The sequence below is a fragment of the Proteus sp. TSJ240517 genome (assembly GCF_047921575.1).
Taxonomy (GTDB): Bacteria; Pseudomonadota; Gammaproteobacteria; order Enterobacterales; family Enterobacteriaceae; genus Proteus.
The window spans coordinates 257,713-270,640 of the sequence record NZ_JBLRMH010000001.1 but is presented as its reverse complement, the minus strand read 5'-3'; the positions used below and the strand labels follow the sequence as shown (position 1 = coordinate 270,640).

12 protein-coding genes are annotated in these 12,928 nt (G+C 36.8%); 4 read left to right on the top strand and 8 right to left on the bottom strand.

Annotated features, from left to right (window positions below):
* Nucleotides 1–107: 107 nt before the first annotated feature.
* The 5 genes from ACNARN_RS01320 to ACNARN_RS01300 are packed head-to-tail and all read right to left on the bottom strand — an operon-like array spanning nucleotide 108 to nucleotide 5,651.
* Nucleotides 108–734 (bottom strand): NAD(P)H-binding protein, encoded by a 627-nt coding sequence (locus ACNARN_RS01320; protein ID WP_416304032.1) that lies wholly within the window; start codon nucleotides 732–734, stop codon nucleotides 108–110.
* Between the two features lie 6 nt (nucleotides 735–740).
* Nucleotides 741–1,229, bottom strand: a complete 489-nt coding sequence (gene hutX, locus ACNARN_RS01315; RefSeq protein ID WP_232797447.1) for a heme utilization cystosolic carrier protein HutX — start codon at nucleotides 1,227–1,229, stop codon at nucleotides 741–743.
* Nucleotides 1,230–1,271: 42 nt separating this feature from the next.
* Complete coding sequence (gene hutW, locus ACNARN_RS01310; RefSeq protein WP_198632715.1) at nucleotides 1,272–2,618, bottom strand: heme anaerobic degradation radical SAM methyltransferase ChuW/HutW; 1,347 nt, start codon at nucleotides 2,616–2,618, stop codon at nucleotides 1,272–1,274.
* A gap of 13 nt (nucleotides 2,619–2,631) precedes the next feature.
* Entirely contained in the window at nucleotides 2,632–3,510 is an 879-nt protein-coding gene (locus tag ACNARN_RS01305; protein WP_349443002.1) for a heme/hemin ABC transporter substrate-binding protein, read from the bottom strand.
* Between the two features lie 2 nt (nucleotides 3,511–3,512).
* A complete protein-coding gene (locus ACNARN_RS01300; protein ID WP_416304031.1) occupies nucleotides 3,513–5,651 on the bottom strand; it encodes a TonB-dependent receptor plug domain-containing protein in 2,139 nt (712 codons plus the stop codon).
* Between the two features lie 305 nt (nucleotides 5,652–5,956).
* Between ACNARN_RS01300 and ACNARN_RS01295 the strand changes: the two genes are divergently transcribed.
* The 3 genes from ACNARN_RS01295 (at nucleotide 5,957) to ACNARN_RS01285 (ending at nucleotide 8,452) form a co-directional block, all read left to right on the top strand.
* On the top strand, nucleotides 5,957–6,412 hold the full coding sequence (locus tag ACNARN_RS01295; RefSeq protein WP_040133470.1) for a YaiI/YqxD family protein: 456 nt from the start codon (nucleotides 5,957–5,959) through the stop codon (nucleotides 6,410–6,412).
* 139 nt (nucleotides 6,413–6,551) lie between these two features.
* The gene (locus tag ACNARN_RS01290) at nucleotides 6,552–7,952 is read left to right on the top strand and encodes an amidohydrolase (RefSeq protein WP_198625620.1); all 1,401 of its coding nucleotides are present in this window, start codon (nucleotides 6,552–6,554) and stop codon (nucleotides 7,950–7,952) included.
* A 266-nt stretch (nucleotides 7,953–8,218) separates the two neighbouring features.
* The gene (locus ACNARN_RS01285) at nucleotides 8,219–8,452 is read left to right on the top strand and encodes a DUF4139 domain-containing protein (RefSeq protein WP_416304162.1); all 234 of its coding nucleotides are present in this window, start codon (nucleotides 8,219–8,221) and stop codon (nucleotides 8,450–8,452) included.
* 110 nt (nucleotides 8,453–8,562) lie between these two features.
* Here ACNARN_RS01285 and yidZ read toward each other — a convergent pair whose 3' ends face one another.
* The 3 genes from yidZ to mnmH form a co-directional block, all read right to left on the bottom strand.
* Nucleotides 8,563–9,540: an HTH-type transcriptional regulator YidZ gene (yidZ, locus tag ACNARN_RS01280; protein WP_311747729.1), complete on the bottom strand. Its 978-nt coding sequence runs from the start codon at nucleotides 9,538–9,540 to the stop codon at nucleotides 8,563–8,565.
* Nucleotides 9,530–10,702, bottom strand: a complete 1,173-nt coding sequence (locus ACNARN_RS01275) for an MFS transporter (RefSeq protein WP_416304030.1) — start codon at nucleotides 10,700–10,702, stop codon at nucleotides 9,530–9,532. The genes yidZ and ACNARN_RS01275 overlap by 11 nt, the downstream gene beginning before the upstream one ends.
* Before the next feature lie 215 nt (nucleotides 10,703–10,917).
* Entirely contained in the window at nucleotides 10,918–12,003 is a 1,086-nt protein-coding gene (mnmH, locus tag ACNARN_RS01270) for a tRNA 2-selenouridine(34) synthase MnmH (RefSeq protein WP_416304029.1), read from the bottom strand.
* Nucleotides 12,004–12,483: 480 nt separating this feature from the next.
* Here mnmH and ACNARN_RS01265 point away from each other — a divergent pair, with 480 nt between their 5' ends.
* Nucleotides 12,484–12,891 (top strand): DUF6122 family protein, encoded by a 408-nt coding sequence (locus tag ACNARN_RS01265; RefSeq protein WP_040133164.1) that lies wholly within the window; start codon nucleotides 12,484–12,486, stop codon nucleotides 12,889–12,891.
* The last annotated feature ends 37 nt before the right edge of the window (nucleotides 12,892–12,928 follow it).

Genomic DNA, 12,928 nt, shown 5'->3' with positions numbered 1-12,928 from the left:
AACACATCGTAATGTGAGTTATTGCCCACGAGAAAAATAAGAAAAAAGAGATAACACAAAAGTGCTATCTCCAAGAATAATAGAGTAGATATTAATACATAACGTGCTTATTTAGAAGGCACTAAACCAGGTTCAACTACGGCATAGACTTGATCGTCTAAAAGGTCAGCGTCTAGAAGTTGTGCCACTAAACGTGCAACATCTCGGCGATTAACTAAACCATGAGTTTCTTCGTATTGATAAAGCTGAGCCTTACCCGTTTCTTCACCATTCAGTAATCCACTGGGTCTGACAATCGCATAATCAAAACGACTGGTTTGCAACCACACTTCAGCCAATGATTTTTCTCTCACAGCTTGACCAAACGCGGCTTTTGCTCTGTCAGATAACGCGACCCAACTATCGCCACACCCTAACGAAGAAACCATTAACATACGCTGAAAACCCATTTTCTCCGCAGTATCAATTACGGTTCGATGAGCTAAATAATCATTTTCACCGCCCATTGTGGAAATGATGTCTGCTTCTTTTCCTGCCAATGTTAAAACAGCTTCAACAGCCTTAGCATCAATCGCATCGCCGATAACTGTTTTGATCCCTTTTTCTTCTAACCGATTAGCTGCCTCTTCGGAACGAACTAAAGCCACAATAGGGCGTCGTTGTGTAACGCCAATATCTGCAATATGTGCGCCAACACCTTTACCGCCAGCGCCAAAAATAACCCATGTTTTCACGCGCAATTATTCCTTATTTAATTGTTGTGCTAATTGACGGAAGGCTGATAATTGCTCTGGTAACAATTGACGATGTTCGTCTCTACCAAGGAAAATCTTAAACATTGCAACGCCTTCATGATTGAAAAATAAGATAGAGGCGGTATCCATACCCATAAATTTACGCTCGATCATCGCAATATATTGGCAATTTTCGGCTTTAATATGGCCTGTCATTCCTTTTTTACCACGTAAGTTAAAATAGCCATGACGATGAAAACCACTTGGTAATTCACCGCTAAACTCTAAAATAACATCTTGAGTATGCACAAGCGTGGTGACATTACCCCATTTCATGACGTTATCCCACACTATATCGAATTGCTCACCACCCATTAATGAACGTGATGGTAAATGTCTTACAACGTCTAATAACGTTGTATTAAATTGCGTCGCAATAGTTTCCAATGTGCCATCAGGCTCTGTCATTAAAAATTGTTGTAACTCTGTATTCATGATGTTGTTTCCATCTTTTCATTAATAGTAAGGGTGATGAGATTAACGAGGAGTATTTAACTGCAAAATTAATTGCTGTAAGGAAGTCAGTAAATTACTTGCCCAAAACCGACCTTCATTGGTCAGTTTCATGCAAAGAAAATCATCTTCAACAAGACCTGCTTGATACCATTGATTTAATAAAGGGGAGAGCTGAGTCGCTTGCGGACTTAATTTGGCTAAATCAACACGACCACATTCAATGCCCGCTTGTAGTTCATGACGCCAACGAAAACCGCTGTCTGTTGTACGGCTCATCATCATCAACGGTTTTTGGTTATCCGTGATTTTTTGATAATAATTATCGAGTGAGCGTTCAATCATCCAAGAATAACCATTAACTGAACCACCAGCACCAGAGCCAAAGGCAAGACAATCCGCGCCTTGTTTAATTAATAAATTATAGAGATTGCGTTCACGAGTTGTTCTAGCCCAATGACTATTACTGATCTGACGCCAACCCACGTTATCCATAAAATCACAACCTTGAAGATAAAGCGCTCGCCTTTCTATCGGTGTTGGTACTGTCACACGTTGATTTTCGACAGCTTTACCTAATGGTGTATTTGGCAATAAATTCAAGGCATATAAATCGACACCATCTAAGCCAATATCATGGGCAATAGTCAGATCCTCTTGCCAATTCAGCGCATTTTGTCCCGGTAATCCAAATAACAGATCACACACCACAGCAGCTCTATCTCGTAAACAGAGTCCTTTCATAAACTTAGCGGCTTCTTCACCGGTTGATGTCCTTGCCATTCGTTTACGTATTTTGCTGTTAAAGGTTTGAATACCAATAGAAAATCGATTTGCACCTGCATCTAAACAAGCATCAATTCGATTATCATCAAAATTTAAAACGCGACCTTCAATCGTGATTTCGCAATCTGGTGCTAAGGGGAGTGATTGGCGTAAATGTGTGATCACACGATAGAGATCTTTTGCTGATAATGCAGAAGGGGTTCCACCGCCAAAGTAAACTGCATGAATTGGTGCTGACTGATAAAGTAAGCGATCTGATTCAGCCGATATCTCACGCAGTAATGCGTCGGTATAACGCTTACAGGCTGCTTCGTGATAGTTATTTTGATAGAAACCACAAAATGTACAATGCGTTGCACAAAAAGGGATATGAATATACAACAAACGTTTACACGCAGGCGTTTTACTGTTTAACAGAGTTTGCCATGTAGATTGTTGATCTCCTTTCGCAATAGGTACAGAGCCTCGCCACGGCATTGTGGCATGTCTATCACGAAAAGGGCTATCACCCTCAAGTGCAAAATGGGGAGTAAGATCGATTTCAGTCGAAAATTGCGTGCTATGTGTTGCGACTAACTCTTTCATTATTAAATCATTCCTACTTATTATCATTAACAGGATCAGCGGGATAAAATTGTTGATGCAATAACTCCACGGCATCCACAATACGAGGTCCCATTCCCAAAATAAGGGATTGATCAATTTCAATAATGCGTTGATTTTTCCATGCTTGTGTCATTGAGACACCGGGAACGGACGCTAATCCTTCAGAGGCTCTTATACCGCCAGTATGGTTTTGTTGGCTTTGTGTGGTTATCACGATAACTTCTGGATCAGCCGCGATAATGGCTTCTGCGCTATAGATACGATAATTTTCGTGAGTGGCGATATTATCTCCACCCGCTAATGCCAAAATGGCATCTGCAACACTGTTTTTTCCTGCAACTTGAGGAATTCCCCCTCCTGGTGAAAGAAAGAACAACACTTTTACTTTACGCTTAATGTGATTATTTTTAGCTGTGATCGTCGCTAAACGAGATTGCAGTGAACTAATCAAAGTTTCTGCTTCTGTCTGTTTATCTAATGAAACCGCTAAGGTACGAATATTTTTAAGCATTAATTCAAACGTAGCGGGTGTTCTTGGTAAAGAAATAACCTTTACATTATGTTGTGCGAGTTGGCGTAATACCATTCTAGGTTCAGCATCATCCCAAGTCACAAAAGTAGAAGGGCGTAATGACAGAATGCCTTCTGTACTTAACTGTTTCCAATATCCGATATGAGGCAATGCTTGTGTTTGTTCAGGATAAGACGTTGTTTCATCAACACCGACAACCTTATTGCCAGCACCTATGGCATAAACCAATTCCGTTATAGAGCCTCCAGCAATAACCCAGCGTTCATTATTTTTGTTTTCTTTTGCCATTAAGTTAAAAGGCAACAATAACAAACTAAGTGCGATTACTATTTTTTTCATAATTAAAATGCCCATGTCAGACCAACTGCTGCATTAATTCCCGCGGCAGGAATAGATTCATGAGCCGTTTGATAACGCTTATTTAAAATATTATTTAAATCGAAGTTAATACGGTATTGATCGTTATGACCAAATTCTGTACTCAATGAAAGATTAATCGTCGTCCAACCTGCATAGTGCTGTTTATTTTCGGGGTTACTATGATCTTTCGCTTTTGTTGCTGCTCTTAAATATAAGTCCGACATTAGATTCATATTATTGAGCAGTAATAAATGCTTAGCACCAATACGAGAAGTTAATGTTGGTTCACCGGTATCCCATGTTTTCAATGTTGAACCAATAAATTGACGACGTATCACATTGGCAGAAACATAAGGAGTAATTGACCAACCTTGGTATTGAGCCATCACTTCCATACCATAAGTTTTCGCGCGATCGATATTGTCGTAATAGAAATAATCTGCGCGGCCAGTTTTACTATTTCCTTCGCAAATACGTTCTCCCGCACAAGCGATAGATGTGATGTAATCTTTGGCTTCAGAATAATAAATCGCGCTATCGATGTACCAATTATTCCCTTTATAACGCGCACCAAATTCCACATTATTAGAATGTTCAGCTTCAAGATCGCGATTACCGTAAGTCACCGCACCGCCAGCAGTTGTGTTCATGAATTGCTGAACAAGTGTCGGGAAAACATAACCTTGTGCAAACGCGAGACGTAATTCTGTATCTTTAAATCCAGAATAACGCAAATGAGATGACACAATAAAAGCGTTATCTTTCACAGAATCGTAAGCTAATGTCTTATAACTTGTTCCTGTTTTATTATGGTGAATAGTTTCATCACCATCTTGTAATTCTGATTCCAACCAATATTGTCTGGCGCCCATAGTCCATGACCAATCATCTGTTATTTTCCAATCATTTTGGGCAAAAACAGAGATATTGGTTTGTTTACTGCGGTTATGCAAAAGAGATTGTTTTTCATAATTAACAGCAGGTGGAAACCCCGTTGTACTATTTGAAGAAGTCTGCCCAGCGGACGTTTGTTTTACTTTATCTTGTTGATATTGAGCGCCTAAAATTAACTCATTATTTGCAGGTAAAGTAAAATTAGCCTGCATAGTCATTCCATAAGTATTTTGAGTGTCTTCAGACTGAGTTCGGTTTTTAACGGTTAAATTACCAATCATTGGGCTACCCGTTGGGGTAACAACACCAACACGGTTTTCAAATTTTCGCTCTATACGTTGTGTATAGGCATCAATATGAAGTTTTTTGAAATAATCTGTATCAGTATCATAGTCATAAAATAAACCGACTTTTTCACGCTCAAGTTTAGGCACTTTAACGCTAAACTCTTGATATTTTCCTTCATCAGCATAATAAGATTGTGTTGATAAATTATAACGATCGAGCGAAAGACCAAACTTATGTTTATCCACTTTATAACCTAACCATGCACCTTGACCGTTATTTCTAAAATGCGTATTAGGTAAACGCCCATCAGGAGTATATCTATCACCATGATCGGCATAACTTCCATTAAGGCGATATTCAAAATCACCGACAGTACCTGAAATTAATGCAGACTCTCGCCATCCCATCGTTGCTGAGTCATAAACGACTTTGACATTTCCCCCAAAAGGCTTATCGCCACCTTTTTGAGTAATTAAATTCACCACACCGCCAATAGCTTGTGAGCCATAAAGCACAGAATAGGGGCCTTTAACCACTTCAATACGCTCTAGTGCAGATTCATCAATTAAAATACCGGCACCATAATTTTGACCGCCTCGTTGATAGGTTACTTCTTGTCCATCGACCAATAAAAGTACACGCGATGATGCTTCTCCACGAATACGGATCTGTTTACGGCCAGCAAGGCTATTGTCTGTAACTTCAACACCAGGAATATCACGTAATTGGTCAGCAATAGAAGATGAATTTGACTGGCTTAATGTTTCTTTATCAATAACTTGAATAGTAGCAGGGCTGTTCCATAAAGAAGTTGCGCTACGTGTTGTTGTCACAACAAGTGTTTCTTCTTTAGGTGGAGCATTATCAGCAATAGCATATTGAGAGAGTGAGAGTGTTAAAGCGGACAACACGAAGCAAGATTTAAATTGAATGCACATAGTCGCAGACCTTAATGAGATCGGTAATTATTATCATTCGCTTTATAATTTAAGTTTTGGTATTCATCAACATAAAAATGGCAAATAGAATACATCTTTGATTTTGATCAAGGTAAAATTGTGATCTCATGCACAATGGATGCTTAAATAAACAAAAAAGGCATAAAAAGAAGGGTTTTTAAGCAAATAAAGAAAAGGAGACGAGAAAGAGTAAAGCTTCAATCACTTAGTTAGTATTAATGTGTTATTTTAAACACCATAAATATAGACCATTTAATACCGAAAATAACAAAGAGAGTGTTGTTATGCCTATATGGGTTGATGCTGATGCATGTCCAAAAGTAATCAAAGAAGTGTTATATCGTGCAGCAGATAGAGAAAAAGTGATTATTACGTTTGTTGCTAATCAACGATTAATTGTACCTGCATCGCCTTTCTTACGTACATTACAAGTTTCGGCTGGGTTTGATGTTGCTGATAACGAAATTGTTCGCCGCACCAATAAAGATGATTTGGTTATTACCGCTGATATTCCATTAGCTGCCGAAGTCATAGAAAAGGGCGCAGTAGCACTGAATCCAAGAGGTGAACGTTATACTGAAGCAACTATTCGTGAACGTTTAAATATACGTGATTTTATGGATACGATGAGAGCAAGCGGTATTCAAACTGGAGGACCCGCAAGTTTAAGTCAGCGTGACCGCCAACTTTTTGCGAATGAATTAGATAAGTGGCTTTTACAACAAAAAAAGCGCGCTTAATTTAAGTCAGTAAACAAATGCGATAATAACTTCAATTAATTATTTATTCGGTGATCTCATTCACTTTCAATTGATATCAAAAACCAATGAATTTATTTATAATCTTAAGGAAATTTTCCCATCAAGACGAGAGGTAATGATGTCATTTTCTAAATCTATGCTTGCTTTGGCTGTAATGGCTGTATCCTTTTCTAGTTACGCGGCAAAACAGGCTGATTTGATGATAGTTGACGGCACTGTTCTGACTATGGATCAGCAAAATAAAATCATTGAACAGGGTACTGTTGTCGTAAAAGAAAATAAAATTATTGCCGTTGGTGGCCCTGAGCTTTCTAAAGAGTATCAAGCTAATAAAGTATTAGATGTTGATGGTGATATTGTGATGCCGGGTTTAATTAATACCCATACTCATGGTTCGATGACGGTATTTCGTTCATTAGCCGATGATGTGCCAGACAGACTTCACCGTTATATTTTCCCACTTGAAAGCAAAATGGTTTCTCGCGAAATGGTCAGAGTAGGTGCTGATCTTGCAAATATCGAAATGGTAAAAGGTGGCGTAACAACTTACGTTGATATGTATTATTTCGAAGATGAAGTAGCCAAGACTGTTGATAAAATGGGTAATCGTGCAGTATTAGGAGAGTCTGTTATTAATTTCCCTGTTGCCGATGCAAAAACACCAGAAGAGGGTATCCAATACGCAGTAAACTTTATTAAAGAATATAAAGATCACCCTCGTATTATCCCAGCATTTGCACCACATGCTCCTTACACAAATACCACAGAAAACCTTCAGAAAATTGCTAAGTTATCAATAGAACTTGATGTTCCTGTTATGATCCATTTAGCTGAAACTGATCGTGAACAAGAAGAAATCGCTAAACGTACTGGCGGTAAAAGCCCAGTTCAATATATGGCAGATATCGGAGCGTTAAATAATAAAGTTATCGCGGCTCACGCAATTATGGTCGATGATAACGATATTGATTTACTGAAAAAATATGATGTTGGTGTCGCTCATAATATTAGTGCAAATACTAAATCAGCGAAAGGTGTGGCGCCTGTCGTCGCGATGCTAGAAAAAGGTGTTCGTGTAGGTTTAGGGACTGATGGCCCAATGTCAAGTAACACACTAACGACGATGAATGAGCTAAATCTTGTGGGTAAAATCCATAAGTTAGAGAATAAAGATCGTGCTGCTATGCCACCATTAACCGTTGTAGAGCTGGCAACAATGGGGTCGGCGAAAGTATTACATATGGAAGATAAATTGGGATCTTTAGAATCAGGTAAACTTGCTGATATTATCGTTGTTGATACTAAATCACCTAACATGGTGCCAATGTATAGCCCTTATGCAGCATTAGTTTATGGTGCAAATGGAAGTAATGTTCGTCATACCATTGTTGATGGAAAAATCTTAATGGAAGATCGCCAATTATTAACAGTTGATGAAAAAGCCATTATTAAAGAAGCGCAAGATTTCTCTGATAAAGTGCGTAAAACTGTTATCGACAGCGGTGAAGTTGTTAAATAAAAATCGATAGCAATATTTTTATCCTAGGCAGTTTGTTTTTAAACTGCCTTTTTCATTGTTTATTACTGAAATTTTTCTCTTATTCTTATCTAAACAAGACGATATAAAGCTAATAAAAGCTAAATATTTCCCCATCATTAAGATAATCCTTATTATTTAAATATTCATTTAATTAAAAATACTAATATACTGTTTTATCTATTCTTTTCACCTTCACGCTATTAGATCTTTAAGTTTATTCTGTTATCTAATTTGAGAGTTATACCATTAAAGTAAGAAACACTTACAATTCTCCTGTAAAAGTAACTATTTACGATCAGCTACCACTGAGTCAGGAAAACAATATCAATGTAGCAGATGCGGTTTATAAAGATGGCGTACTTGATAAAGATACTGGCGAAATTAAATGGAATATCACATTAGGTGCAAAAGAGGAAAAATCATTACCACTAAATTACACCCTTTCTTATCCTAAAAATAGACAAATTATGGGATTATGATTTTTCTCATCTAAATTTAAAAAGTAAAATAGAAGAAATAGACGAAATAGAAGAGGGGGCATTTGCACCTTTTTCTATTTTAAATAGCAGTAAAAATAGCAGTAAAACTTTTAATAAGTATTTTTCTGCATAAACTGATTAACACTATTTTTGATAGTTTCTCTTAACCACAGCACTTTAGAATTATACGCATGGCGTTTATGCCATAGTAAAATAAATGAAATATCAAGTTGTTCAGAAACACTATGTGGTAGAGGGATAGGCAATGTTACTAAATTAGGTAAAACTCGTGAGGTATAATGGACACAATATCCAGGCAAACAAGTAATGAGTTCATGATTAGGTTGAGAAATCGTAAATAAAGTTTGCTCAAATGACGTGTAAGTTATCGCGATATTACGTAAACGCCCATGCTCTGCCAATATATCATCTAGTGCCCAATGAGCACGTTTATCATATTCTGTTGAAATGTGAGAATAGTGCAAAAATGTCTCTAAATTCCAAGGTTCCTTTAATAAAGGATGATCTTTTCGAACATAAACCAATGGTGTATCACGAAAAAGCTCTTCACAATCGATGACTTCAGGTAATAAATGTAACGCCTCTTTAGAGCCTGAATAATATTCACGACCTAAAAAAGCAATATCAGCATCACCATCGATAATGCTTGATAACGAGTTATATTCCCAATTTCGTATTTGCACCATTGATTGAGGATAATAATTCAATATTTCCAAAGGAAATTGATTGAGTAGTACCTGATGTAAAGGAGATTCTAATATTAAACTGAAATGAACACCTTTAGGCGTTTCGCTATTTTGCTTGCTCGCGATATGGTTACCAATATTAATAAAATCAGAAAGAGACTCTTCAATACTTAATGTCAAAGGTGTTGGAATTAATCCTTGAGGGCTACGAACGAAAAGGGGATCATCAAACCAAATCCGTAATTTAGCCAATGCTTTACTGACTGCTGAAGGCGAAATAGACAACCATTTTGCAGTTAATGTAACACTGCGCTCTTGTAAAAGAATTTGAAAAATAACTAATAAATTCAAGTCTATTCGATGTAATGGCTTATGCATCACAATTCACCTTTTGTTGTTGTCCAGAAGAACGAAAGAGATGCAAAAAGGTAAAACCAATAAGGCAACTAGCAGACAATATAACCATCAGCATATTAAGTGCAGATATTCCCAACCATCCCATAGTCCAGATATAGAGAGATGCAAAACTCAATTGCGAAATCCCTAAAATCGAACTGGCAAGCCCTGCACGCTGACTAAATGGAGAGAGCGCTTGGCTCATTATAATACCAAATAACAACGCAAACCCCGCACCACATAATGAAAATGAAGCAAAGAACCAACGAGGATCACTGTTTTTTCCAATAAAAAGAAAAATAACTGCACCTAAAAAGCTCGATAAGCCAGTATATAAAATGGTTTCATAACGAAGTTTTGTTAAAATTTTAGGCATCATAAACGACGTTGCCATACTGACCATTGAAAGCAATGTAATTGCTGTTGAATACTGCCCAGTAGTGTAATGCATTTGTTGCATAATCACGATTGGAGAGATATTAACATAAGTCAGGATCACGCTCATTCCCAAGCACGAAATAAGCAAACGACTTAAAAAGAAACTATTTAAGAAAGACTCATCAGTGATTGTGTTATTTTTATTTTTAGTCCACTGTTTTGGTTTAGTTTCTTTTATTCCAAAGAAACAATAAATAAAAATTAATAGCGCATAGATTGCCATAGCATAAAACATCACTGGCCATTTAAATTTTAATAAGATCAGAAAACCTAAAACAGGCGCTAATACTGGAATAATACAAGTAATACCATTTATCATAGAAAGGACTTTAGCGCGTTGTTTTTCAGCTAATGTATCTCGTAATATCGCAAAGGTAACAACGTAACAAAACCCAGCCCCAATACCTTGGAAAAAACGTGCAATTAAAAAATTATTTTCCGTTACAGAAATTCCCGCATTAAATGATGCCAATAAGAAAATAGCTGTTCCAAGCAATACAATGGGCTTACGCCCTAAATTATCACTACACCATCCTGCAACTAACATGGATGAAACCATGCCCATTAAATAAATTGAAAAAGCTTGATGTAATGTCGCTTCTGATGCGTCTAAATCATTCGCTATTGCCGTTAAACCTGTTAAATGTAAATCCACACCAAGAGGGTAAATCAGCACTAAATAAAAGCTAAAAAGGATATATTTTGTCATCCAGCCACCTCAATTATTCTGATGAAGAGGCATTCTAGTCGTCAAAGAAACTGAAACCTAATGACAAAAAAGCAATCTCTAATTTCCATTTTGGAAATAATATATTTATCTCATTATCAAAGTTTAAGATCATTACAGCATTAAAGCCCCGTAACATAAATTTACGGGGCTTTTCTTTGGTATACGCATTTAATACAAGAAATCTTAGCTATCTACTAATTTTTAAACCACTGCATGACTTCTTCATAACTTCCTTGGTAAATAATTTTATCTTCCTTTTTACTTAATTGATAACGATACATAGGATCGTAATACTCTTTAAGTAAAAGGGTTAACCAAGAAAAATGCGCTTCTGTATTACCACTCATTTTTTGTGTTTCTAATGCTTTATCAAGTAATTGAGTTAATTCAGAGGCTCTTTGAGAGCCTAATCGACGACGTATTGCAAATAGCCCATGATGTAAATAATCACTATAAGCTTGCCAGCCTTCATTTTCGCCATAAACATCTAAAAAATCGTGTGTCATACGATCAAAATATTCTGCTTTCAAACGTTCTATGCGTCGTTCAAAGGGATCATCAACAACAACTATTGAAGCCTCAACCATTTTTGCTCGTAAACATTCAGGTAATCCATTGGCGCCAATGGCACGACCTTCATCCTCAAGTACCCATCGTGTATATTTCGGTGCTTTCTGCAACATTTCAACACCAAGATGGTTTTCAAATGTGGCTTGAGGAAATTGTTCTTCTACAGTGCGGCCAAAAGATGAACCTCGATGGTGTGCAATACCTTCAAGGTCAATACCCTCAGGTAATGAACGCACTAAAGTCGTTTTTCCATTACCGGTACATCCACCAATTAAGATAATAGGCCGTTGAACCAATTCATTGGTCATTTCAATAACAGTCTGTCTTAACGCCTTATATCCACCTTCAATTAATGGATAATCTATACCTATTTCTTTAAGCCATTGCTGAACTATATGAGAACGCATTCCTCCTCGAGCACAGCAAATATAACCATTGGGAAATTGCTCACAAGCTTCACGCCAAGCTGCAATACGGTTGTCACGAATTTCACCACTAACCAATTGATGCCCTAAATCAACCGCTTTTTGTGAACCTTGCTGTTTATAACAAGTCCCCACAGCAGCGCGTTCCTCATCATTCATTAAAGGCAAATTGATAGCATTAGGGATCGAACCTTGATTAAATTCAATAGGCGCACGCACATCAATAATAGGTGTGTTATTAGCAAGAATATGTCGAATATTTTGAGCAGAAAACGCTGATTCCATAATAAAAATTGTTATATCTAGTCTGGCTGAAAGATTGACTACTATACTCTTAAGAGCATGTGATGACACGCTTTGATCGTATGTTTTTATTAAATTATAAAGTGTTATTTCTGACAGAATAATTTTTTCTAGAAATATGCATGGCGACAATGTATTTTTTACCTCTCTTATTTATCACAAGAAGAGCTTCAACAATTTATCTTATGGGCAGAGAACTATATTGATACCCAATCTCAATATTTTAAAACGTTATTTATACCCATTTGGAATGGGCTAATAACCGTAATAAATACGCCACATGACTATAATTATGATGATAAAGCATCACATCTTATTTTTTATGGTTGGTCTAAAAAACATTGGATGATGAAGGCTATTTTAAAAGCTAATGGTGAAGAAATTCTTGAATAAAACCCAATAAAGCAGGGTGTTATTTATTTAAAATGAACCGTTAAAAGTAGATACTGTTACGAGGTTTATGTGATATTTGAGATTGTTAGAACGCTTTTACATTACAGCTTGCACTTTTTAGCTCCTATTTTATTAGGCTATCTTTTCTGGCGTAAGAATTGGAAGATAGCCTCACTTCTTATGATAGGAACAATGGCTATTGATATTGACCATTTGTTAGCAACACCTATTTTTGATCCCAACCGTTGTAGCGTGGGTTTTCACCCATTACATACCAGTTGGGCTGCTTTAATTTACTTAGGCATATGGTTTTTACCCTCATGGAAATTAAAAGCCATTGCGGTAGGGTGTTTATTTCATTTATTTACCGACTCGGTTGACTGTTATTTAGGTGGATTAAAACCCAATTTAACAATAACGATGAGTTGTGATAAAAATTACTTTATATCTGTTCTAAATAGCAACTCTATTCTCTAAGCCTCTAATATGCTGAATGATTTCACTTATTTTCTCT

Bases quoted from the DNA above. Each gene is read 5' to 3' on its own strand.
- hutX (WP_232797447.1), bottom strand. From the start codon at position 1,229: ATGAATACAGAGTTACAACAATTTTTAATGACAGAGCCTGATGGCACA.
- hutW (WP_198632715.1), bottom strand. From the start codon at position 2,618: ATGAAAGAGTTAGTCGCAACACATAGCACGCAATTTTCGACTGAAATC.
- ACNARN_RS01305 (WP_349443002.1), bottom strand. From the start codon at position 3,510: ATGAAAAAAATAGTAATCGCACTTAGTTTGTTATTGTTGCCTTTTAAC.
- ACNARN_RS01300 (WP_416304031.1), bottom strand. From the start codon at position 5,651: ATGTGCATTCAATTTAAATCTTGCTTCGTGTTGTCCGCTTTAACACTC.
- ACNARN_RS01295 (WP_040133470.1), top strand. From the start codon at position 5,957: ATGCCTATATGGGTTGATGCTGATGCATGTCCAAAAGTAATCAAAGAA.
- ACNARN_RS01290 (WP_198625620.1), top strand. From the start codon at position 6,552: ATGTCATTTTCTAAATCTATGCTTGCTTTGGCTGTAATGGCTGTATCC.
- ACNARN_RS01275 (WP_416304030.1), bottom strand. From the start codon at position 10,702: ATGACAAAATATATCCTTTTTAGCTTTTATTTAGTGCTGATTTACCCT.
- mnmH (WP_416304029.1), bottom strand. From the start codon at position 12,003: ATGGAATCAGCGTTTTCTGCTCAAAATATTCGACATATTCTTGCTAAT.